The 23,222-nt window shown below is 45.7% G+C and carries 20 protein-coding genes; 13 read left to right on the plus strand and 7 right to left on the minus strand.

Going from position 1 to position 23,222, the window contains the following annotated elements:
• Position 1 precedes the first annotated feature (1 nt).
• On the minus strand, positions 2-2,326 hold the full coding sequence (locus C6Y39_RS09555) for an FdhF/YdeP family oxidoreductase (RefSeq protein WP_105931033.1): 2,325 nt from the start codon (positions 2,324-2,326) through the stop codon (positions 2-4).
• A gap of 371 nt (positions 2,327-2,697) precedes the next feature.
• Between C6Y39_RS09555 and C6Y39_RS09565 the strand changes: the two genes are divergently transcribed.
• A complete protein-coding gene (locus C6Y39_RS09565) occupies positions 2,698-3,162 on the plus strand; it encodes a GNAT family N-acetyltransferase (protein WP_105931035.1) in 465 nt (154 codons plus the stop codon).
• Between the two features lie 144 nt (positions 3,163-3,306).
• Here the strand turns inward: C6Y39_RS09565 and C6Y39_RS09570 are convergent, their stop codons facing one another.
• The 5 genes from C6Y39_RS09570 to rne form a co-directional block, all read right to left on the minus strand.
• Positions 3,307-4,131 carry a haloacid dehalogenase type II gene (locus C6Y39_RS09570; RefSeq protein ID WP_105931036.1) on the minus strand — a complete coding sequence of 275 codons (825 nt, stop codon included), beginning with the start codon at positions 4,129-4,131 and terminating at the stop codon, positions 3,307-3,309.
• Between the two features lie 175 nt (positions 4,132-4,306).
• Positions 4,307-4,996, minus strand: a complete 690-nt coding sequence (locus C6Y39_RS09575; protein WP_105931037.1) for a response regulator transcription factor — start codon at positions 4,994-4,996, stop codon at positions 4,307-4,309.
• A 42-nt stretch (positions 4,997-5,038) separates the two neighbouring features.
• Positions 5,039-6,610, minus strand: a complete 1,572-nt coding sequence (locus tag C6Y39_RS09580; protein ID WP_105931038.1) for a sensor histidine kinase — start codon at positions 6,608-6,610, stop codon at positions 5,039-5,041.
• A 114-nt stretch (positions 6,611-6,724) separates the two neighbouring features.
• A complete protein-coding gene (locus C6Y39_RS09585; protein WP_105931039.1) occupies positions 6,725-7,906 on the minus strand; it encodes a phosphotransferase in 1,182 nt (393 codons plus the stop codon).
• A 93-nt stretch (positions 7,907-7,999) separates the two neighbouring features.
• Positions 8,000-11,413, minus strand: a complete 3,414-nt coding sequence (gene rne, locus C6Y39_RS09590) for a ribonuclease E (RefSeq protein WP_105931040.1) — start codon at positions 11,411-11,413, stop codon at positions 8,000-8,002.
• Positions 11,414-12,205: 792 nt separating this feature from the next.
• On the opposite strand from rne, the gene rluC reads away from it, so the two are divergent.
• Together rluC and C6Y39_RS09600 are read left to right on the plus strand one after the other, a co-directional pair.
• Entirely contained in the window at positions 12,206-13,147 is a 942-nt protein-coding gene (gene rluC, locus C6Y39_RS09595; RefSeq protein ID WP_105931041.1) for a 23S rRNA pseudouridine(955/2504/2580) synthase RluC, read from the plus strand.
• Positions 13,148-13,152: 5 nt separating this feature from the next.
• Complete coding sequence (locus C6Y39_RS09600) at positions 13,153-13,860, plus strand: HAD-IA family hydrolase (protein ID WP_105931042.1); 708 nt, start codon at positions 13,153-13,155, stop codon at positions 13,858-13,860.
• Positions 13,861-13,866: 6 nt separating this feature from the next.
• Here C6Y39_RS09600 and C6Y39_RS09605 read toward each other — a convergent pair whose 3' ends face one another.
• The gene (locus C6Y39_RS09605; protein ID WP_105931043.1) at positions 13,867-14,487 is read right to left on the minus strand and encodes a Maf family protein; all 621 of its coding nucleotides are present in this window, start codon (positions 14,485-14,487) and stop codon (positions 13,867-13,869) included.
• Between the two features lie 177 nt (positions 14,488-14,664).
• Between C6Y39_RS09605 and yceD the strand changes: the two genes are divergently transcribed.
• The 10 genes from yceD to mltG all read left to right on the plus strand — a co-directional run bounded on the left by yceD (position 14,665) and on the right by mltG (position 23,196).
• Positions 14,665-15,198, plus strand: coding sequence for a 23S rRNA accumulation protein YceD (yceD, locus tag C6Y39_RS09610; protein WP_105931044.1), 534 nt, complete (start codon positions 14,665-14,667; stop codon positions 15,196-15,198).
• 3 nt (positions 15,199-15,201) lie between these two features.
• Positions 15,202-15,372, plus strand: coding sequence for a 50S ribosomal protein L32 (rpmF, locus tag C6Y39_RS09615; RefSeq protein ID WP_012518206.1), 171 nt, complete (start codon positions 15,202-15,204; stop codon positions 15,370-15,372).
• Between the two features lie 15 nt (positions 15,373-15,387).
• Positions 15,388-16,413 carry a phosphate acyltransferase PlsX gene (gene plsX / locus C6Y39_RS09620; RefSeq protein ID WP_105931045.1) on the plus strand — a complete coding sequence of 342 codons (1,026 nt, stop codon included), beginning with the start codon at positions 15,388-15,390 and terminating at the stop codon, positions 16,411-16,413.
• Complete coding sequence (locus C6Y39_RS09625) at positions 16,410-17,375, plus strand: beta-ketoacyl-ACP synthase III (RefSeq protein ID WP_105931046.1); 966 nt, start codon at positions 16,410-16,412, stop codon at positions 17,373-17,375. The genes plsX and C6Y39_RS09625 overlap by 4 nt, the downstream gene beginning before the upstream one ends.
• Before the next feature lie 68 nt (positions 17,376-17,443).
• Positions 17,444-18,370, plus strand: coding sequence for an ACP S-malonyltransferase (fabD, locus tag C6Y39_RS09630; RefSeq protein WP_105931047.1), 927 nt, complete (start codon positions 17,444-17,446; stop codon positions 18,368-18,370).
• Between the two features lie 12 nt (positions 18,371-18,382).
• The gene (gene fabG / locus C6Y39_RS09635) at positions 18,383-19,123 is read left to right on the plus strand and encodes a 3-oxoacyl-ACP reductase FabG (RefSeq protein ID WP_105931048.1); all 741 of its coding nucleotides are present in this window, start codon (positions 18,383-18,385) and stop codon (positions 19,121-19,123) included.
• 200 nt (positions 19,124-19,323) lie between these two features.
• Positions 19,324-19,563 (plus strand): acyl carrier protein, encoded by a 240-nt coding sequence (gene acpP, locus C6Y39_RS09640; RefSeq protein ID WP_012518211.1) that lies wholly within the window; start codon positions 19,324-19,326, stop codon positions 19,561-19,563.
• Positions 19,564-19,642: 79 nt separating this feature from the next.
• On the plus strand, positions 19,643-20,881 hold the full coding sequence (fabF, locus tag C6Y39_RS09645) for a beta-ketoacyl-ACP synthase II (RefSeq protein WP_105931049.1): 1,239 nt from the start codon (positions 19,643-19,645) through the stop codon (positions 20,879-20,881).
• A gap of 338 nt (positions 20,882-21,219) precedes the next feature.
• On the plus strand, positions 21,220-22,068 hold the full coding sequence (gene pabC / locus C6Y39_RS09655) for an aminodeoxychorismate lyase (RefSeq protein ID WP_105931051.1): 849 nt from the start codon (positions 21,220-21,222) through the stop codon (positions 22,066-22,068).
• A gap of 108 nt (positions 22,069-22,176) precedes the next feature.
• Positions 22,177-23,196: an endolytic transglycosylase MltG gene (mltG, locus tag C6Y39_RS09660; RefSeq protein WP_105931052.1), complete on the plus strand. Its 1,020-nt coding sequence runs from the start codon at positions 22,177-22,179 to the stop codon at positions 23,194-23,196.
• Positions 23,197-23,222 lie beyond the last annotated feature (26 nt).

Raw genomic sequence — 23,222 nt, forward strand, 5'->3', positions numbered from 1 at the left:
TTTACGTTGAAGAGATCGGAATACGCCCATCAGATTCAGATTTAGTCAGTTTGATGGCAATAAACTTTGACGTCGGTGTAAAGGTGCCGTCTCCGTAACTATCAAGGGGTACAAGGGGATTTGTTTCAGGATAATATGCAGCAGCTTGCCCCTCAGGAATATCATAAGCTACCAGCATAAATTGCTTTATTTGACGGGTTCGACCATCGTTCCACAACGACGTAATATCCACTTTCTCCCCGTCTTTAAAGCCAAGCTTTTTTATATCACTTTCATTTACAAACAGCACGTCTCTCGCGCCAAACACATTTCTGTACCTATCGTCCATGCCGTAAATGGTGGTGTTGTATTGGTCGTGGGAGCGTAGCGTTTGCAGTATGAGGTCAGGCTTTTCGCCTCTTGCTATTATTTCGGAGTTCAACAAAGACGCTGGCAATGTATTTGTGGCAAATTCCGCCTTACCCGAAGGTGTTAACCAACGTCTCTCACTTGCTGCATTACCAAGATGAAAGCCACCAGGCTGAGACACTTTTTTATTAAAGTCTTCAAAGCCGTCTATGGTATCAGCAATAAGCTCGCGAATATTGCCGTAGTCGCTAACTAAGACGTCCCAGTCCACGGGGATATTGCCAAGCGTGGCTTTCGCTATACCCGCAATAATGGCTGGCTCTGAACGCAACATTTCTGAACTAGGGGGGAGTTGACCATAAGAGAGATGGACCATTGAAAAGGTGTCCTCTACTGTTACACCTTGCTGTCCATTTGCCTGCATATCAATTTCCGTTCTGCCTAAGCAGGGCAGAATTAGGGCATCCTTTCCCGTTGTGAGGTGAGAGCGATTAAGCTTTGTCGCAATATGTACAGTCAAATTGCACTTCGACAAAGCAGCATGAGTTCGGGGGGTATCTGGTGTAGCTTGGGCAAAATTTCCGCCTAAGCCTATGAATACCTTTGATTCACCACTTTCCATAGCCTGAATGGCTTGAATAGTGTTGTGACCTCTTTCTCTCGGTACCTTAAAGTTAAATCTTTTCTCCAGCGCGTCGAGCAATGCTTCTGGCGGCGCCTCGTTAATACCTACGGTTCTATCGCCCTGTACATTGCTGTGACCGCGAACGGGAGAAAGCCCTGCACCAGGCTTACCTACGTTGCCTCGCAATAACTGCACGTTTACTATTTCCTGTACCGTCGCGACAGAGTGTTTGTGCTGTGTGATCCCCATGGCCCAGCACATGATGACCCGTCTACCGCGCTTGTACATCATAGCAGCATGTTGTATCTCGTCTTTTGAAAGACCTGATTGCGCTTCAATCTGCTCCCAACTGGTAGCCTTAACCGCAGTTAAGTAATCGTCTAGCCCATTTGTGTGAGTTTGAATAAAGTCATGGTCTAATACCAATGGCTTGCCGTTCGCTTTTGCTTCGTCATCCCACGTTATTAGCCACTTGGCGATGCCGCGCATCACTGCCATATCGCCACCAAGTGACGGTCTGAAGTAAGCTGTATTTGTCGGCGTTGAACCATTGGTGAGCATTTCGATAGGATGTTGAGGGTGTTGAAAGCGCTCTAAACCCCTCTCTTTAAGCGGGTTAAAGCAAACAACTTGTGCACCTCGGCGAACAGCGTCACGCAGTGGCTCTAGCATGCGAGGATGGTTAGTTCCTGGGTTTTGACCTATTACGAATATGGTATCGGCCTTTTCAAAATCATTGAAGGTGACCGTGCCTTTACCAACACCTATAGTTGGTTTCATGCCTTGGCCTGATGCTTCATGGCACATATTTGAACAATCGGGAAAATTGTTGGTGCCATATGCGCGTACAAATAGCTGGTACAGGTAGGCAGCTTCGTTACTCGCTCGTCCAGAGGTGTAAAACTCGGCCTGATGAGGGGAGGGTAAATCATTTAGGTGCTTAGCGATGAGCGCAAACGCATCGTCCCATGATACGGGTTCATAATGGTCAGTCTGAGCATTGAAGCGCATAGGGTGGGTGAGTCTGCCTTGTGATTCTAACCAATAGTCAGTGTGCTTTTTGAGCGAACTTACTGAATGGTTTGAGAAAAACGCTGGGTCAACATACCGACCGGTAGACTCCCAATTCACAGCTTTAGCGCCATTTTCGCAAAACTTCACTAATCCGCTTTCTGGCGACTCCCCCCAAGCACAGCCAGGGCAGTCAAACCCTTTGTCTTGGTTGGTTTTGAGCATGGCCCGCAAATTTTTAAGCGGCTTTTCACTTTGTATCCAGCTTTGGGTAACACTTTTCAAAGCGCCCCATCCGCCAGCGGGTTTGTCGTAAGTTTTGATATTCCTTTTGTCGCTCATACTCTTTGTTATGCCTGTGAATGTTCGGATACTCTAGCTTTGATACACCTTAACGACTCAATTGGATGAAATCCAACAGTTAATAAGGTGGAACCGACCAAAAATACAAAACTTCAGATATAGGGAAAAGAAGAAAGAGTGGCAACTGGAAGCTAAGCCAATCTTTGTTGAGGTTATACCAATCCGCATCGAGAGCTTGTTTATTATAATGACGCAAGGCTTGAGTGAAAAACTCGTTGCATAATTTGTGAGAAGAAGCGCCACACGTTACACTTCGAACTTTGAGTAGCGCTCATCGGCATAAGTGTCTATCTCAACATCTAGATGACAACTGCTTGTTAGACGGCTTAAATATCAATCAACGAGGCAACATGGTTTCTTGGCAATCACTCACATTTAATGAACTGACTAATAATCAACTCTTCGACTTGCTTAAGCTGCGTGTGGATGTTTTTGTTGTTGAGCAAAACTGTGCCTACCCTGAGCTTGACGAAAAAGATCGCCATCCGCAAACCCGTCATTTGATGGGGTTTCAAGACAACCGATTAGTAGCGTGTGCACGATTACTTAGCGAAGGCGTAAGTTATCCATCGGTAAGTATTGGCCGTGTTGCTACCAGCGAGGCGTTCAGAGGGAAGGGAGCGGGCAAGGCGCTAATGCGTGAAGCTATTAATCATTGTGAGGCACTATGGCCGGGCTGTGATATTGAAATTGGCGCGCAAGAATATTTAAAACGCTTTTATGAAAGTTTTGGGTTTGAAGCCACCTCGACGATGTATTTGGAAGACGATATTCCTCACATTGATATGAAAAGAGCAGGCATGGCGAGGTCGTAGCTAAGTGCCTATCTCAAAAAATCGATTGGCATAACTTTTAGCTTTGGCTCAGGCGTTTAACCTGAGCATCAAGCGAATCTGCTATCCCGTGCAAACCAATAAACAGTGCTTTAATGTGCACCTACATACCATCAACCCTGACGCTTATTTGGCATCGGGTAATTGAGATACCAGTTCATCTAGCCCGCTTACAACAGTGTCAGGCGCTATTGCTAACGGGTAAAGTACCTTACCGGGACGTGCAATGAACGCCGCTTGCCAGCCCGCTTGTTTCGCACCAGCAATATCCCAGCCGTGGGCCGCTACTAACATAGCGTCTTCTGGTGCTATCCCCATTTTTTCAATAGCCCACTCGTACGTGCGTGTATCGGGCTTGTAGAGATTAATGTCTTCTACACTGAGTCGTTCATCAAAATAAGACAAAAGATCGGCGTTTTTAAACTGGGTATAAACACCCTGATTAGATGAGTTGGTAAGGCTTACCAGTTTATAGCCCTTGTCTTTAAGTGCTTGCAAGCCATCGCGCACGTCAGGGTGGGGCGGAAGGCTTCTAAGCGGCGTGACGATTGCCGTTTTGGCTTGCGCTTTGGTCAACTCGATCCCTTCAATTTCTGCGACCATCAACAGTGAGGCAACGCCAACTTCTCCGAAGGTATGAAAGCGACCGGTGGTTGAATCCACCAGTGAGTGATGCAACATGGTAGAGAACCACAGTGGCAACAAATCATCTCGACCGCCTAAGGCTTCACCTACCGAGCTGCGCATGGCGGTCAGGTCGAGTAAGGTCTCATTGACATCGAAAAAGATAATTTTTGGTGCTTTTAATTTACTTGTCACCTGTGTATTTGGTTCTTGCTGAGAATGTCGACTTTCATGGGTTTGTGCAGACAATTGAGCAGATACCACGCTTAAAACTAGAGAGGTGGCGCATAGAAACGTGGGGATATGTTTAGAAAGAAATCGAGTCATCATTATCCTTAGTAATTAAGATGCTATTTGAACGAGTGTTCAAATTAGTTCTAATCAATAAAGAAAGCAATAGAACCTGTGATGAATTTACTGATTTATGGGGTTGTAATCGTGGTAAGAGGCTGCATGTTTCCAGTGCTGAGAAAGATGCAACCTATTATTTAGTTTCGCGCATTTACTCTTTGGCAGCGTGCTTAATTGTAAGGCGATAGCCATTTCCGCGTAATGTCTCAATTACAATGCTATTGCTTGCCTGAAGTTTTTGTCTTAATCGGCTGATGTATACGTCGACAACATTGGTAAGCGGGTCGGCATGACTTCGCCATACTCGACTTAAAATACGCTCTCGAGACAACACCTTTTCTGCATTTTCGGCAAAATAATAAAGCATATCGTATTCCAGTTTAGTGAGGGATATCTCCACGTCGTTCAAGGTGGCTATCCTCGATTCGTCATCAATAAATAATGGACCAACGGAAAGCCCCTCATTTGCCGCCGGTACATTTGTCACCCTGCGACCAAGGGCTGTTATACGGGCCAGTAACTCATCAAAGTCAAAGGGTTTACACAGATAGTCGTCGGCCCCTTGCTTTAAGCCGTTTACTCGTTCGCGTACTTCATCTACCGCAGTTAAAAGTAACACCATAGGCGCGTTTGGTAATGATTTTATAGCGGGAAGCAATTCAACACTGTCTTCGTCACCGAACATTCTATCGAGCACAATGATAGAGGGGGATTCATGACGAATTCGCGTCACTAAATTATGTAGCGCTGATTCCTCGACACACTCGAAACCTTCGGCGCTCAAACCCCGCGACAGAAAGCGCAATAGCGGGGCTTCATCATCAGCAATAAGAATTTTCATTGTTTTTATAATCCTAAAGGTTCGAAAGTTATTCTAGACGGTTTACGCTGACGGGGTGTTTTGGTCATCCAGTAAAGGTAGCGTAAGCGTAAATTGTGACCCTTTACCCAACGTCGATTGGGCTGAAAGGGTACCATTGTGGGCCTCTGCTATTGCTCTGGCGATAGATAGGCCTAGCCCCATACCATTGCCTTTGCGTTTTAGTCGAACAAAACGCTCGAAGACATGTTGTAAATCGCTTGATGAAATGCCATCACCCGTGTCGATTACGGAGACCATGATAGTAGAGCCAACATTCTCAACCTTAAGTGTTATAGGGGCATCGGCATAAGAATATTTGTGTGCGTTTTCGATAAGGATGGTCAACACCTGCAATATTCGGTCTTTATCGATAAGCACGTTAAGGTTCATGTTGGCAAGCCACTGCAAATCAAAGGTTCTAGGCTTTGTGAGTTTTTGCCATAAGTGCATGTTTTGAGTAAGCAGACCGTGTAAGTCTGATTTCACTAAATCTACGGTGAATTCGTGCATTTCAGCACGTGCCAGTAGCAGAAGATCATCGACAAGCTTACTCAAGTTCACGGCTTGTTCAAGTATGGTCTCTAGGGTTTCTTTGTAAATTTCATTGGTTGCTGCAGCTTGGCGTAACGTTACCTGCGCCTCTCCGCGAATGATAGTAAGCGGCGTGCGTAATTCATGACTAACATCAGCCATGAACTGGCGGCGTTTAGTGTCTAGCTGGGTTAACTTGTCATTGGCCTCTTTGAGCGCTCGCGTTCGACTTTCAACTTCAAACTCTAGATGTTTACGATGAGCATCAGCCTGGTCTTCGTGCTCTTGAAGCCTCACTATCATCGAGTTGAGCGCTTTCACTAGATCGGTGAATTCGCCATCCAAGGTTTCCGGCAGCCGATAATGGTAATTACCCGATGCAATGGCATCGGTGCCTGTGCGTATAACAGTAAGCGGTTGATAAAGTGCGTTAAAAAGCCAATAACAGCCGAGCAAAATGAATGGGCAGGTGATGAGCCCTAAGCTAATCGTAAACCACACAATGCTGGTGTTGAGCGTTTCAATACTTGCATTGATACGTGAAACCACGCCTGTTTGGCGATTTACCGCAGAGTTGATAGCCTCTCGAAACTGATTGTCGATGGTTACCTCAAGCAGGGTTTGTAACCGTTCCTGTTGATTAAGCGGAGTGTTGTCGTTGCTAAGTGCAATTGCCCTGAATTCTTCTACAATGCTTTGAATAAGTGTCTCTAGTTCACCGGTGTCTTCTACACTACCGAGGGTCGCTTCAACACCCAGTGCCTCGCGCTGATCGAGTTCCAGTGATTTAATACGGTTTAGTGAATTTTCAATCTGTTGCTGTTTGTTTCTTACCTTTGCCTGATTAGCATTTTTACCGAAAATGAGTTCGTCGGTAAGTTGCTTAAATAAGCGGTAAGAAATACTGGAGAGCTGTTGATGTTCTGATAATAGCGACTGAGCGAGTTGGGCTTGTGCCAAATTGGTTCGGGTCAAATGAGCAGATACTGCCGCGCTTGCTAATGCGATCAGCAAAATAAACGTTGAAAGCAGGCCGAATAGGTAAAGTTTGCGTTTATACATGATAAGTGCGTTACATATATTTACTTGTATATACGCATAACTGTATGTAACGGAGCAAAATTAGCGCTATTTGAGGTTCAACGTAGGGCGGAAATGCGAGCTGTGTATAAAACGCTAAATGTCTTTACTTAACTTGGCCAATGTAATGTCTGTCTGATGCTGAAGTTCTTGGTCAATCTTCCAATGTTCTGGGCTCCAGCCTGCTAAAAAACGATAAAAATCTGCACAGGCAAAACTATATAGGTCTTTCCATTCTTTGATTACTTGCACTACGTCGTTGTGCGTAAGAGCATCGTTGTTTAAAGAACCATCGCTGTGTGTAAAGTCGCAGTGATGATCATTTTCAGACAAGCGAGCGAGCAACGCTATTTCTAACTCGTTAAAATACGCGTCGAGTAAAGCTTTACGATGTTCCTGTTGCTCTTGCGTGGTTAGCGCGCTTCCCAAAAAATAGGCTACGTCCTTTACTCCAACGCCGTAGCCGACATATTGAAAATCAACAGCCGCACAGGATGAGAAATCTGCGGTAAAACAAAAATTAGCGACTTTAGCATCGCCATGAACGAGTGTTTGATAACGGGCACTGGACAGACGTTTAGAAATAGCTTGGGCATTTTGCTTCAACAAACTTTCAGGCATTGCCTGATACTCATCTTCCCTTGTGGATAAGTGCCAGTAGGTGCCTTCGTGCCAAAGATTGGTATCGGGATTTTTCTCAACGGCCTCTTTAGTTAAAAAGCGGGCGTGAAAATGAGCCAGCCATTTAAGAACTGTTTTTGCATTATCCGGTGAAAGAGACATTGAGGTATGGGTAAAGCCACTGTGTGCTAAATCTTCCATCACAAGTAGCGTTGACGTACCTTTTTGCGCATGGGATACGCAAGTGGCCGTCCTACATCGGTCAGTAGTTAACCACTGCACTTTATCGTAAAAATAGTTTTCAACACGAAAAGAGCGACGCTTGCGTTCGTCACTTCGTTGTCCGTTCCATCCTCTTGGGTGGGCTAAATTAGGTGGCGGCGACGCGCACTTCACAACGACGTGGGTGAAGCGCTTGCTATCAGCGATGGGATAAAACGCGCTGTTTTTAGTATTAGTAGCAACCCCAATACCTATGCTTTCTTGCTCAAGCTTATGTTCTTTTTTATGACCAACAGGCGCAGAGTAATCAAGTTTGGCTCTAAAACACGCGCCATAGCCGCTCCAAAGTGGCTGGATCATTTGTGTATGGACAACACGGGCACAGCATGCTTCGCTAAGCCAAGTTATATAGCCTTTATCGACTGAACTTTCCATTTCTCACCTGCGACTTTTGGGAAGAGGTATGTACCAATTTAACAAACGAAAAAGCCGCTCGAAAGCGGCTTTTTTTAATTTATTAGCAAAATGCTATTCGGCAGCCGTTTCAGGCTCAACAGCAGTTTCGGCTGACTTAGGTAACGTAGTCGGTGCAGAAGCACGAGACGCTACGCGAGCCATCGCTGCTGTTTTTCCTGATACTGTTAGGGCAGGGCGAGCATCATCAGCTTTGGCCGTTAGCGCAACATCAACGAATGTGTCGTTCACTGTTGCAGGTAGGGCCATCGGATGTGATGCGCCACGCTTACCTTTTCCACTAGCCGCAAGGCTAACTTCAGTGGAGGAGGCGACGCTGTCATCAACCTGCTTAGAAACTACAGGTGTTTCAACTGCTGTTTCTGATGTCGCATCTTCTGACACAGGCTCTTCCGTCTTTTCAGAACCTAACGTTTCAGATGTATCAGCTAAGTTAATCTCAACTTGTTCTGGCGACGCCGTTGTTTCTTGAGAAGCAGCAGGAACCTCTGGTTTCTCTTCTTCTTTCGGGGCCAAGCTATCAGCAACAGGAGCGGTGTCTACTACCGGCGCTTTATCTTCTGACGCGCGAGTTTGTTCAGCCACTGGTTCTTTCTCAGTTGAGTCCGCTGTTTCAACGGAGTCATCAGTTTCTTCTAGAGGCTTTTCAACTTCAGCTGACGGCTTTTCACCTTCGGCTGACGGCTCTACCTTCTCAGCTAAAGGCTCTGCGTCAAATTGTAGCTCATCCTGAACCGCCTCCACATCGAGTTTAGCAGCTTGTTGCTTCTCTTGTGTTGATACAGGCTGCTCGTCTGCTGGTTTTAATTGACCAGGCTCTTGAGCTTGAGTTTCCTCAACAACAGGGGCGTCAGATTTAACAGGAGACTCAACCTTTGCCTCTGAATCCTGAGACTCTAGCTCGCCTGGCTGCTTAACCTGTGTTTCTGAATCATCCGCTAACTGTGATTCTTTCTTGCGACGCTGACCGGCTGCACGGACGTGACGAGGAGAACGGCGTGAACGTCCGCGTCCCTCTCGTTTCTGTCCATTTTCGTCAGCGTTAGCATCTGTAGAGTCTAACGTTCCAGCTTGGCCTTCTTCTGGCTTTTCGACGTCAGGTGTCGTTGTTGCCTCTGCTGCAGAATCAGTAGCTTTCTTTGCAGGTTTCTTAGGCTGTGGCTTTTGTTCTTGCTCTACAACACTGTCAGCTTTGTCTTCTACATCGTCAGACTTTGTTGTTTTTTGAGGCTTAGCATCGCTCTTAGATTTACTTTGCGCCTTGCTCTCTTGTTGAGGTGCTTTTACCGCATCATCACCTTTTGGTGCTGACGGCGCTTTTGCATCAATCTGCTCAATAGTATCAGATGCAACTTCATCTTTATTAACGCGAACACTACGACGCTTGTCACGGCGCTTTCTACGTTCAGCTACCTCACGCTTTTTCTGCGCTTGGTTTTCTTGCTGTTCGCCTTCTTGCTTTTCCTGCTTAGGCTTTGGCTGCTCGTCACGAGGCTGCTGTACTTTGCGCGGCTTACGACCCTTGTTGCTGCGTTTTTCCTCTTGCTCTGGACGCTGCTCACTGCGAGGTTTGCGATTGTCTTGCTCCTCGCGATCGCGGTTCTGGTCTTTAGCTTGGTCTCTGTTTTGAGACTGAGTGCCTCGACGGTTGTTCTTGTTCCGTGGCTTACGGCGTCGGTCGTCATTATTACGACTGCGGTTGTTTCGCGGCTTACTATTTTCGTCAGCCTGTTGTTTCTTGTCTTGACTTGCTTCTTGTACACTATCAGAACCAAACAAGTCATTTATCCACTTGCCGATACGAGCAAATAGAGAAGGCACATCATCAGCTTTCTTAACCGGCTCTTCTTTAGGCGCAACTACTGGCGCTGCCGTAGGTGCAACTAAGCCTTTAAGTGCTGGCTCTTCTCGCTTAACTGGGGCCGTGGTTGAAACTTCAGTTTCTGTTTCTACCGCTGGCATCAACTCTACTTCATAGCTAGCATCTGATAGAACATCATCAGGACGGCGGCGTAATACTTGGTAATGCGGCGTATCTAAATTAGCGTTTGGAATAAGCAATAAATCAACACCATGACGCTTTTCTAACAGTTGAATTGACTTACGCTTTTCGTTAAGTAGATAGGTTGCTACTGGAACAGGTAGTTGCGCTTCAATTTGCCCTGTATTTTCTTTGATGCTTTCTTCTTCCAAAATACGAAGAATAGAAAGCGCTAAAGATTCGGTTCCGCGAATAGTGCCATGGCCCGAACAGCGAGGGCACACGTGGTGCGCTGATTCGCCTAGCGACGGACGCAAGCGTTGACGAGACATCTCAAGCAGGCCAAAGCGTGAAATACGCCCTAACTGAACACGTGCTCGGTCGCTTCTCACCGCATCTTTCATGCGGTTTTCTACTTCACGCTGATGGCGCACAGGGGTCATATCGATAAAGTCGATAACCACAAGGCCACCTAAGTCACGCAGACGCAACTGACGAGCAATTTCGTCTGCGGCTTCTAAGTTGGTGTTGAGCGCAGTTTCTTCAATATCTCCGCCCTTCGTTGCGCGAGCAGAGTTAATATCGATTGAAGTTAGCGCCTCTGTTGGGTCAATAACAATTGAGCCACCTGAAGGTAAGCGAACTTCACGTTGGAATGCAGACTCGATTTGGCTTTCAATTTGATAGTGACTAAACAGTGGAACTTCACCGCGGTACAATTTTACGCGGCTAGCAAAGTCTGGTCGTACTAGCTGGATATGCTGTAGCGCCTGCTCATATATGCTGGTTTTATCAATTAGGATTTCACCAATATCGCGACGTAGATAGTCACGGATCGCACGTACAATAACGTTACTCTCTTGGTGGATTAGAAACGGTGCTTCACGCTCTTGAGAAACCTCTGAAATAGCTTCCCAGTGCTTCAGAAGTACTTTTAAATCCCATTCTAATTCTTCGTAAGATTTTCCTACGCCAGCAGTACGAACAATAAGGCCCATGCCGTCTGGAAGTTCTAGCTTGCTAAGCGACTCTTTTAGTTCTGTGCGCTCGTCGCCTTCAATACGGCGAGATATGCCACCAGCACGAGGATTATTTGGCATAAGTACCAAATAGCTACCTGCAAGTGAAAGAAATGTGGTGAGGGCAGCGCCTTTTTGACCGCGTTCTTCTTTATCAATTTGAACAATAACTTCTTGGCCTTCTTTAATCACATCTTTGATGTTTGGGCGGCCTTCGAATTTGTAACCTTTAGGGAAGTAAGTGCGGGCTATTTCTTTGAGGGGGAGAAAACCGTGGCGTTCAGCGCCGTAGTCGACAAAAGCAGCTTCTAAGCTAGGTTCAACGCGGGTTATCTTACCCTTGTAAATATTTGCTTTTTTTTGCTCGTGCCCCGGGCTTTCTATATCTAAATCGTACAACCGTTGCCCATCGACAAGGGCTACGCGCAACTCTTCTTGCTGAGTTGCATTAATTAACATTCTTTTCATTGTATCTAACTCTGGTTTAGTACAGCCGTTAAGACACAAAATTAAAGTGACATGTGCAAACCCTCACCGCGCAACCTCACGGCTGGACGGGGACTTTGTTGTAACGCCGCATTATCCTTGGTGGTTGACCATTTTGACGTCGTTTTTAACGCCTTAGCTTGCTCGATATCATTCTTACTTCGTATTGAAACTACGTTGCAAATGAATCGTTATGGTCACACTGCTTTAAGGATGTCGGGAGCGACTTGCCCTTATTACTGTATTCATTATCGCGAGCAATCTTTTATTGCTCACGTGTCATTTAATTCTGTTTTAACGGCAAACTTATTTTATGTTCGCAAGCAATGGCGGTTGCTTTATTACGGCAGTGTAGTCGTTGCCTCTCTAGCTAGGTTGGTATGAAAAGTACTTTTTCATTGCGGATGCCACCAACACGATCGCCATGCTTTTTCGTATACAAGTTTGAACAGCGCCATTATTTTTCGCTGATTCGGTCTTGTTTGTTGTTTTTATAACGCTGAGTTTCACGATTTTGAGGTAGGGGGGAGAAACCGCCTGCTACCAAAAATTATAGTGTGAATTATTCCGTGCCAAAAACGCCGTTAAGTATCGCACCAAAACCCCGTTTTTAGCAAGGAAAGCAAGTGAATAAATTGTGTATATCTTTTATATCTCTTACTGGTCTGCGCACGAAACTAGTACTTTGCTCAAAATTAAAGCGAAAAGGGTTATTTTCGATATTTTGTGACTTTCAGTTAGCCGAGAGAAATAGCATTGAGGTATACTGAGCGAATGAAAGAAGAATCTCTCCAAAAAGTACGTTTCGTAACCGTTGAGGCCGACTTGGCTGGGCAACGTATCGACAATTTTTTGCGCACGCAGCTGAAAGGTGTGCCAAAAAGCATGATTTATCGCATTCTGCGTAAAGGCGAAGTGCGAGTAAATAAAGGTCGAGTAAAGCCTGAATATAAGCTTCAGGCTGACGACCTAATCAGAATTCCACCGGTTCGCGTGTCGGAAGGCGCGCCTGCACCCTCGCCAAAGCTTGATAAAATCGCATCGTTAGAATCGCACATCTTGTTTGAAGATGATCGTCTCCTTGTTATCAACAAGCCATCAGGAACAGCGGTTCATGGCGGAAGCGGGTTAAGCTTCGGGCTTATTGAGGGGTTGAGAGCGTTGCGTCCGGATGCCAAATTTATGGAGCTGGTCCACCGGTTAGATAGAGATACCTCTGGGTGTATATTAATAGCAAAAAAGCGTTCTGCACTTCGCCATATGCACGAGCAACTGCGCACAGGTAAGATGGACAAGCGCTACAATGCACTAGTGGCAGGAGAGTGGCCAGAAAGCAGATTTAAAGTTAAAGCGCCCCTTCGCAAAAACGTGCTGCAATCTGGTGAGCGCATGGTCAGTGTGAGTGACGATGGTAAGCCGTCTGAAACTCGCTACCGCATATTAGAAAAATATGCGGGTGCCACCCTTGTTGAGGCATCGCCAATTACAGGCAGGACCCATCAGATACGAGTGCATTGCTTGCATGCAGGGCATCCAATTGCGGGTGATCCAAAATACGGTGACGCGGATTTTGATGCAGCCATGCGTCAAAAAGGATTGAACAGACTATTTCTTCACGCTCGCAGTATTTCTCTGTTGCACCCGGCAACGGAAGAACGCGTTACGTTTACTGCACCGTTAGACGATACTCTTGTAAACACACTTAAAGCACTTTAGTCGTTATGGAATCGAAAGCTCACGAAGCCGCTGTGCGGTCCTCTACCTCGTTAAACGAAAAGCAGCCCCGATATAAGTTAGTTATTTTTGATTGGGATGGGACCTTAATGGACTCGGCGGCAAAAATAGTAAGCTGTATGCAAATAGCCGCAACGCAGTGCGGTATGCCAATTCCAACTTATGACGAAGTTGGGCATATTATTGGTATAAGCCTAAAACCGGCTATCAAAAAGCTGTTCAACATTGAAGATGACAAATTAGCGGAGCAGCTAGTTGCTGCTTACAAAGATGCATTTGTGACCCGTGATACCACGCCTTGTCCGTTGTTCGATGGTGTTAATCCACTATTGGCCAGTTTAAAGGAAGCTGGTTGTACGTTGGCAGTTGCTACAGGAAAAGCACGCCGCGGCCTTGACCGAGCTTGGGCGCAAACCAATACAGGCAGCTTCTTTAGTGCATCAAGAACCGCCGACGAGGCCGAGTCAAAGCCTTCGCCTGATATGCTGTTGCAGCTTTTAGATGAGCTTGGATTTGAAATAAGCGATGCAGTTATGATTGGCGATACCACCTACGACATGCAAATGGCCAAAACCATTGGTATGGACAGAATAGGGGTGTCATACGGCGTGCATGCGCAGGTGCACTTAGAAGCGTTGTCACCCGTGGCGCTAGTTCATTCTGTAAGTGAGTTGGAAGCCGCACTTTTTAATTAGCGCTTTTTAACGCGCAGCTACCTCTAGCAAGTCAACGTTGAAGTGTGCGCCGAGTAATTCATTTAACAGCATAATAGGAAGCCCTATTAAACTGTTAGGATCTCGGCTTTCAATTTTCTCAAACAGTAAAATACCTAACCCTTCGCTTTTGAAGCTGCCCGCACAATCTAAAGGTTGTTCTTTTTCTATGTAAGCGCGAATGGCTTTTTCACTGTTGTGTCGGAAAAATACCCGTGTTTCATCCACCTGTGTAATCGTTTTATTCGTTTCGGGCTGATGCAAACAAAGGGCGGTATAAAATGAAACTTGCTTACCTTGGCACGACATTAGCTGCTCCACAGCCTTATCTGAGCTACCTGGTTTCCCTAGCAACTGGGGTCCAATGTCTGTTTGTACGAGCGCGACTTGATCACTACCGATAACGATGACATCGCTATCTAAAGAATTGCATTCAGCCGCTACCTTGCGCGCTTTCGCTTCTGCAAGACGCATACTCAATTCAGTGGGGCTTTCATTACATAAGGGCGTTTCATCAATATCCGGAGCATATGTATCTACCTGAATACCAATATTGGCAAGCAGCATTTTTCGGTATTGAGAAGAGGAAGCTAGAACCAGATGAGCCACAAAAACTCCTTGTACTGAAATCAATATGTTGCAGAACATGTGTTATTCGGTGTTTTTACCGACGCGTTATACTGAGATGGTACATTATCATTGCTCGATATATACAGCCTTTTATTGTAAGTTAAAACGCAATTATGCTTTGACAGGAAGGGGTTGACCCTTTATCATGCGCGCCCTATGCAGAAAGTGAAACTCCCTCATTCGGTTGAACCGACTAAAAGCGCCATGAAACGTTCCGATTATCGGGGCGTGATTGCGTCTAAAGATATGGAACGATTGAGTGAAGCAGTTGTCCGATGCAACGACTATGTGGACGCAGAAGTACAGTTCGAAAAAGACGCGCAGGGTCTTACTGTTTTTCACGGCCGCCTAGCCACGCAGGTAACACTTATCTGTCAAAGGTGTAATGGTGAACTTGATTATCCCGTGGAAGCGGAATTCTGTTTTACTCCAGTGCAGGGAGAAGAGCAGGAAAGCGACGACATCATTCCCGAGGCTTACGAACCGGTAGAGGTCAACGACCACGGAGAAGTTAGTCTGCTTCAAATTTTTGAAGACGAACTACTGTTATCTTTGCCAATTGTACCCCTTCATGCAGAGTCGGAGTGTACGGTAAAGCGAGACGACATGTCGTTTGGAAAGATTGAACCGGAACAAGAGCGACAAAACCCTTTCGCGGTTTTGAAAGAACTTAAGCGAGACCAGGAGTAAGTTATGGCAGTACAACAAAATCGTAAAACGCGTTCTAAGCGCGGTATGCGTCGCTCACACGATGCATTGACAGGCGCGACTTTGTCTGTCGATTCAACGTCAGGCGAGACTCACCGTCGTCACCACGTGACTGCTGACGGTTATTATAAAGGCAAGAAAGTAATCGGCGCGTAATACGGCGACTACATTTTGTCTACACTAACCATCGCGTTAGATATCATGGGGGGCGATCATGGTCCCCCTGTTATCCTTTCTGCAGCCGTCAAGGCTATCCAACTTCACCCCGATGTGCACTTTACATTGTGCGGTGACGAAGAAATTATTCATTCAGGTCTTCAACCTCTTTCTGATACAGAGCGACGTCGTGTTTCTGTAAAACACTGCTCGCAAGTTGTTGAAATGGGCGAAGCGCCGACATCAGCGCTCAGAAATAAAAAAGACTCCTCTATGCGCCGCGTTATTGAGCTTGTCGAAAGTGGCGAAGCAGATGCGTGCGTAAGTGCAGGCAATACAGGAGCGCTGCTCACTCTATCTTTTTACCTGCTTAAAACACTGTCTGGTATTGATAGACCCGCGCTTATTAACATGATGCCTACCACAGGGCATCACAATGTATTTCTCCTCGATTTAGGCGCCAATGTAAATTGTACGCCTGAAATACTATTTCAATATGGCGTCATGGGGTCAGTACTGGCACAAGAAGTTGCTGGCATTGCGTCCCCCCGCGTTGCTTTGCTCAATGTGGGTGAAGAAGATATTAAAGGTAATGCGCAGGTAAAATCTGCCGACCAGCTTTTCAAAGACGCGCCTGGCATTAACTACATTGGTTATGTTGAGGGCGATGATATTTTCACCGACCATGCGGACGTGGTAGTTACCGATGGCTTCACTGGAAACGTAGCACTAAAATCTAGCGAAGGGTTAGCTAAGTTAGTGATTAACGAGGTGAAACGTCAAACACAAAAGAATTTATATACCCGATTATTAGCCAAAATTGCTTTCCCATTACTGAAATCTATCTATAACAGTGTGAACCCCGACCAGTATAACGGTGCGAGTCTGATAGGATTGCGCGGCATTGTTATCAAGAGTCACGGAAATGCACAAAAAGACGCCTTTTATTACGCCATCGTGCAAGCAATGAAAGAAGCAAAGATGCATTTACCTGAAAAGATAAAGACAAAGATAGAAACGGTATTGTTGGAGCAGCTTTGAGCAAATATTCACGCTTTATAGGAACAGGTAGCTATTATCCCAGCGACGTGCGTACGAACGCTGACCTAGAATTAATGGTAGACACCAGTGATGAATGGATCACTGACCGTACTGGGATTAAAGAGCGACGCATTATTGGAGCAGATGAAACCGCTGCTACCATGGGGGCAGAAGCCAGTAAAAAAGCCATCGAGATGGCGGGTATCGACCCCAAATCTATCGACATGATTGTGTGCGCTACCACAAGTGGTCGCTATGCGCTTCCAAGCACAGCATGCGAAATTCAACGCATTCTTGATTTAGACGGTATTCCCGCATTTGATGTTGCTGCAGCATGCGCAGGGTATTGCTACGCTCTGAGTGTAGCCGATCAGTACATAAAGTCAGGCATGGCAAAACGCATTCTTGTCGTCGGTACTGACTGTTTAAGTCGTTTGATTAACCCCGAAGACAGAACCATGGTTATTCTATTTGGTGATGCCGCAGGGGCAACGATAATAGAAGCAAGCGATGAGCCTGGTATTCTCTCGACCCACATTAACGCATCTGGTTCTCACGGAGATTTGTTGTACGTTGGAAACCCAACCCGTGGGGATGAGCAATCAGTGCACGAAAACTGGGGGGTTATGCGCGGCAACGAGGTCTTCAAAGTTGCGGTAACTAAGCTTTCAGAAGTAGTAGAGCAAACCCTTGCTGCTAACGGTATGGAAAAAACTGATCTTGACTGGTTAGTGCCACACCAAGCAAACTTTAGAATTATAAAAGCCACAGCGAAAAAACTGAATATGTCTCTCGACCAGGTCGTGCTTACATTGGAGCAGTACGGTAATACATCTGCGGCCACAGTGCCAACAGCATTAGATACCGCTATCAGAGACGGGCGTATTCAGCGCGGACAGCATTTATTACTAGAAGCATTTGGAGGCGGATTTGCTTGGGCATCGGCGCTCGTTCGCTATTAAGCTCGGCAATCGCTTCATAAATTTTTGATGTATTCTCGTTTCTAGTAAAACAATAACAAGGAATCGACATGACAAAGACAGCTTGTGTATTTCCGGGGCAAGGCTCTCAAAGCGTAGGCATGCTAAAAGAGCTTGCTGAGACGTCTCCGATTATCGAAGCAACCTTTAAAGAAGCCTCTGACGCACTTGGTTATGACCTGTGGGACCTAGTCCAAAACGATACAGACGGTAAACTTAACGAAACCCACATTACTCAGCCAGCGTTGCTTGCTGCAAGTGTTGCAATTTGGCGTGTAATTCGTGAGCAAGGTTTAGACGTAGACTACCTTGCAGGGCACAGCCTTGGAGAGTATTCAGCGCTAGTGTGCGGTGGCGCGATGGACTTTTCTGACGCCATTAAACTCGTAGAAGCACGCGGTAAGTATATGCAGGAAGCTGTGCCGGCAGGCGCAGGCGCTATGTATGCCATTATCGGTTTGGATGATGCTGAAATTGCAGATATTTGTCAGCAGACAGCCATTGCCACTGGTGACGTTGTTGCACCTGTTAACTTTAATTCACCGGGGCAGGTTGTGATCGCTGGTGAGAAAAACGCGGCAGAACAAGCTGCCAACGCGTGTAAAGAAGCGGGCGCTAAACGCGCACTGCCGCTTGCGGTAAGTGTGCCCTCTCACTGTGAGCTAATGCGACCGGCCGCGGATAAACTCGAAGAAGCGCTTTCTTCTTTAAATGTTCACGAGCCTGCAATCAATATTGTTAATAATGTTGATGTCACCATTGAAACACAGGGTGATGCAATCAAAAACGCGCTGGTGAGACAACTTTACTGCCCAGTACAGTGGACACGTACCGTGGAATACTTAGCTGCAGCAGGTGTAGAGCGCGTTATTGAAGTTGGCCCGGGTAAAGTGCTGACGGGTCTTAATAAACGCATTGATAAGAGCTTAGCGTCTCTTGCAGTAAATACACCTGACGGTGTAGAAGCATTAAAATAATAAGGAATCGCAATGAGTCAATTAGACGGTAAAATTGCGCTGGTAACCGGAGCTAGCCGTGGAATAGGCAAAGCAATTGCCACACAGCTAGCACAACAAGGCGCAACGGTTATTGGCACGGCCACGAGCGAAAATGGCGCACAAGCAATTAGTGACTATCTTTCTGAGTTCGGTGGTCAAGGGTTTGCACTGAATGTTACCGACAAGGAAAGTGTTGATACCACCTTGAAAGCGATTAACGATGCTCACGGTGGGATTGATATTTTGGTCAATAATGCAGGCATTACGCGCGATAATCTTTTAATGCGCATGAAAGATGACGAGTGGCAAGATATTATAGATACTAACCTTACTTCAATATTTACGCTGTCAAAAGCTGTACTTCGCGGTATGATGAAGAAACGCTTTGGGCGCATAGTAAATATTGGTTCTGTAGTGGGTAGCGCAGGTAACGCTGGTCAAGCCAACTATGCTGCTGCGAAGGCCGGCGTCATTGGTTTTTCTAAATCTATGGCAAGAGAAGTGGCTTCTCGTGGTATAACAATCAACGTTGTTGCCCCTGGTTTTATCGATACAGATATGACAAAGGCGCTAAGTGATGACCAAAAAGCCGCCATTTTTAAAGATATTCCGGCTAACCGTTTAGGTGAGCCTGATGAAATTGCAGCCACTGTTGCCTTTTTGGTGAGCGATGGTGCAGCCTATATTACAGGCGAAACCATCCATGTTAATGGTGGTATGTATATGGGGTAAATTCGCAATTTTTGCGAATTTTCCTTAGTTTGGGGTGGTATTTACCCGAACTTGGATGTAAAAATAGTATTTTACGAATTTCGAATGTCGCTGGTTTGACCAGAAAATTTGTTTAAACTGGTGCTTGCAAGGATGCACCTTGCAAAATAAACTAGCGGCACTTTTATTATCTAGTGACGTTTTAAGGGAAACCTAGAATTATGAGTAACATTGAAGAACGCGTTAAGAAAATCATCGTTGAACAACTTGGCGTTAAAGAAGAAGAAGTAAAAGCAGAAGCTTCATTCGTTGACGATTTAGGCGCTGATTCACTTGACACTGTTGAGCTAGTAATGGCTTTGGAAGAAGAATTCGATACTGAAATTCCTGACGAAGAAGCAGAGAAAATTACTACAGTTCAATCAGCAATTGACTACATCAACGCTAACAAAGACGCTTAAGTCTTAAGTAGCGACAAAACGGCTCTTATTAAGAGCCGTTTTTGTATCTCCTACCTTAGTTCCAAAGCGAGGGCTTTTTGTGACAAAACGTCGCGTAGTGGTTACTGGTCTTGGAATGCTTTCACCATTAGGTCTTAATAGCGAAGACACATGGCGCAAATTGCTCGCGGGCGAGAGCGGCATCGGTGAAATCACCCATTTCGATTGTAGTAACTATTCAACCCGTTTCGCAGGTCAAATCAATGATTTTGATCCGCAGCAATACATTGAAAAGAAAGAAACCAAAAAAATGGACCGCTTTATCCAGTTGGGTATTGCAGCTGGCAAGCAAGCGCTGGTCGATTCTGGTTTCAGTGTTTCTAAAGATAATGCTCACCGTGTTGGTGTTGCTATTGGCTCAGGTATCGGTGGTTTAGAACAAATTGAACAAAACCATTTAAAGCTGACAAATAGCGGTCCTAAGCGCGTATCGCCATTTTTTGTACCTTCAACCATTACCAATATGATCTCAGGCTTCTTGTCTATCATGGAAGGGTTGAAAGGACCGAATTTAAACGTTGTGACTGCATGTACTACAGGCGTTCACAACATTGGTATTGCCGCAAGAACTATCGCTTACGGCGATGCAGATGCTATGTTAGCTGGCGGTGCTGAAGCCTCTATCACACCGTTAGGAATGGCAGGCTTTGCAGCAGCGCGCGCGTTGTCTTCTCGCAATGACAATCCTCAGGCTGCAAGTCGTCCATGGGATAAAGACCGCGATGGTTTTGTTATGGGCGAGGGCGCTGGTGTTATCATGCTGGAAGAATACGAGGCAGCGAAAGCCCGTGGCGCGCATATTTATGCTGAGCTTGTTGGTTTCGGTATGAGCGGCGACGCATATCACATGACATCACCACCAGAAGATGGTGAGGGCGCAGCAGCGTCAATGCAAAATGCTATCAATGACGCAAACGTAGATGCGAACCTCATTGGTTACGTGAACGCTCACGGTACATCAACCCCAGCCGGCGATATTGCTGAAGTTGCGGCAGTTAAGCGTGTTTTTAATGAGCATGCTTACAAGCTACTGGTAAGTTCTACCAAATCAATGACAGGCCACCTACTAGGTGCTGCTGGTTCAGTAGAGGCAATTTTTACTATATTAGCATTGCGTGACAAAATGGCGCCGCCAACTATCAATCTAGATGAACCAGGCGAAGGGTGCGACTTAGATTTTGTCGCAAACAAAGCGAAAGCCTTCAATGAAGATTACGCGCTATGTAATTCATTCGGCTTTGGCGGTACCAATGGTTCGTTGGTTTTCAAACGAATCTAGATCTAGCGAAAGCATAGATGTTATTTTCAAAAGGCAGCTAACCGCTGCCTTTTTCTTATATTCTCATTACTTAATTTCGCACATCAATAAACCCCAGCAGCAAAAATTCGCTGTAAGCGAAGTGAAATTATCTATGCGGACTGGTATTAGCGATGGACAATCACAAGGCTTCCTAAACTCTCCTAGTTGTTTGATTATTAATCTAGTTAAATGGGTTAAACGGTTATCAGGTGTTGAAATGCAATGATAAGCCTATGCTGAATAGCGCTATAAGTTGTTTGACCAACGCAACTTGGTATACTCCTCCTAATCAGTAAATCAGCAAGTAAGACCAAGCATTGATAATTATTCCAAATGCTACGCCTATTTCATCCAGTGACCGGGCATTTAATTACGGAGACGGTGTGTTTACCACATTGTTGGTCCATCGCAATAAAGCAGAGCTAAAGCCTTATCATTTATCTAGGTTAAAGCACGACGCCGCAGCAATTAAACTTGATATTGATATCAAAGCCCTGGACGTCGCTATTTCTGAGCATATAGATCATATCGCCACATCGTCATGTAACGATTTGGAATCTAAATACGTCTTAAAAGTGCACATTTCAGGTGGACAGGCGGGCAGAGGGTATGCGCGAAGCGAAGACAGTGTGGTTCAGGTCAGATTTAGTCAGCATCCTTTTCCCGGTCATTATGACGCTATGTTGCGGAAAGGTTTATCTGTTATATGCGCTCAAACTCGGTTGGCCATTCAACCGCTGCTCGCGGGCGTAAAACATATGAATAGATTAGAACAGGTCCTGATTAAACATGAAGTGAATGAGGCAGGCGCAGACGACGCTATCGTGTGTGACACTCAAGACAATGTGATTGAAGCAAGCGCGGGCAATCTGTTTTTTTTCTATAACGATGCCTGGTACACCCCTTCACTGAAAGGGAGTGGAGTAAATGGCGTGGTGAGGCAATACCTTATCGATTCATTGCTAAATGATAATCATGAATTACATGTGGGAGAGTATCAACTTTCTCATTTACAAAGCGCCAGCGCTGTCGTGATGACGAATGCTTTAATGGGTGTAATGCCCGTGAGGGAACTTCGAATGCCCGATTTTTCAATGGTCAGTTTTGACGTGAAGAACAAGGCAATTGAAGTATTACAGCAGCGACTGAATGATGGAAAGCGCTAACCCAAAGCACTCGCGCAGGGTACGCCGACAAACTCCAAATAATGATAAGCATAAAAAGCGAGAGCTTAAAATGGAAATAAAACCTGTGAATTTAGGAGAGCGGCAATAATGAAGCGCTTAGTAATTCTCCTTTTAACCCTTGGCTTACTTGCTGTCATCGGGGCTGCATCGGGCGTTATGTTTGTATCTTCGAAGGTGACTAAGCCCTTAAAACTGCAGAAAGAAACCCTCATAACTATTGAGCGAGGAAGCAATGCTTATCGAACGGTAAAGCTGTTGCGTAATGAAGGTTTGAGTGAGGTATCCCCGTTTGTAGCTAAGGTTTGGCTAAAGCTTTTTGCAGGTAATACGTTGGTTAAATCAGGCTCTTATATGTTGCGTCCCGGTCAATCCCTGGTTGATGCCTTTACCCTTTTTACCGAAGGTGATGAGCATTTGTTTGCAGTAGGTTTAGTCGAGGGCCTAACGCTCACCCAATGGCTTGATACGTTGAGACAAAACAATCAGCTAGAATTTGATATTACTGATGCTACGTTACGCGAGATAACCAATGATAATGACGTAAAGTGGTGTTGTGAAAACGTTGAACAAACTGAAGGCGTTTATTTAGCCGATACCTACTTTTTCACGAAAGGTACCAAGGCTAGCCAAATTTTGAAGCGGGCTCATGGTGCACTGGTCGATTATGTGACTAGCGAATGGGAACAGCGTGCTGTTGATTTGCCTTTGCAAACTCCATATGAAGCGCTCATTTTGGCGAGTATTATTGAAAAAGAGACTGCAGTGCCGTCAGAGCGGGATATGATAGCAGGCGTATTTATTAACAGGCTTAATAGAAATATGCGTCTGCAAACCGATCCCACCGTAATTTACGGTATTGGACCTACGTTCGACGGAAATATTACGCGTAAGCACCTGCGTACCGCTACACCCTATAATACTTATGTCATTAAAGGGTTGCCGCCAACGCCGATTGCCATGGCCGGTAAAGCTGCTATTCATGCTGCGCTGCATCCCTTATCAACCGATGCGCTGTACTTTGTGGCAAAAGGAGATGGAAGTCATCAATTTTCCACAACACTAGAAGAACACAACGCTGCTGTGCGAAAATATCAGCTTAAAAGATAACGCAGTGAAATTTACCAATGCGTTCA

The organism is Alteromonas gracilis, from assembly GCF_002993325.1.
In the GTDB taxonomy this organism is placed as follows: Bacteria; Pseudomonadota; Gammaproteobacteria; order Enterobacterales; family Alteromonadaceae; genus Alteromonas; species Alteromonas gracilis.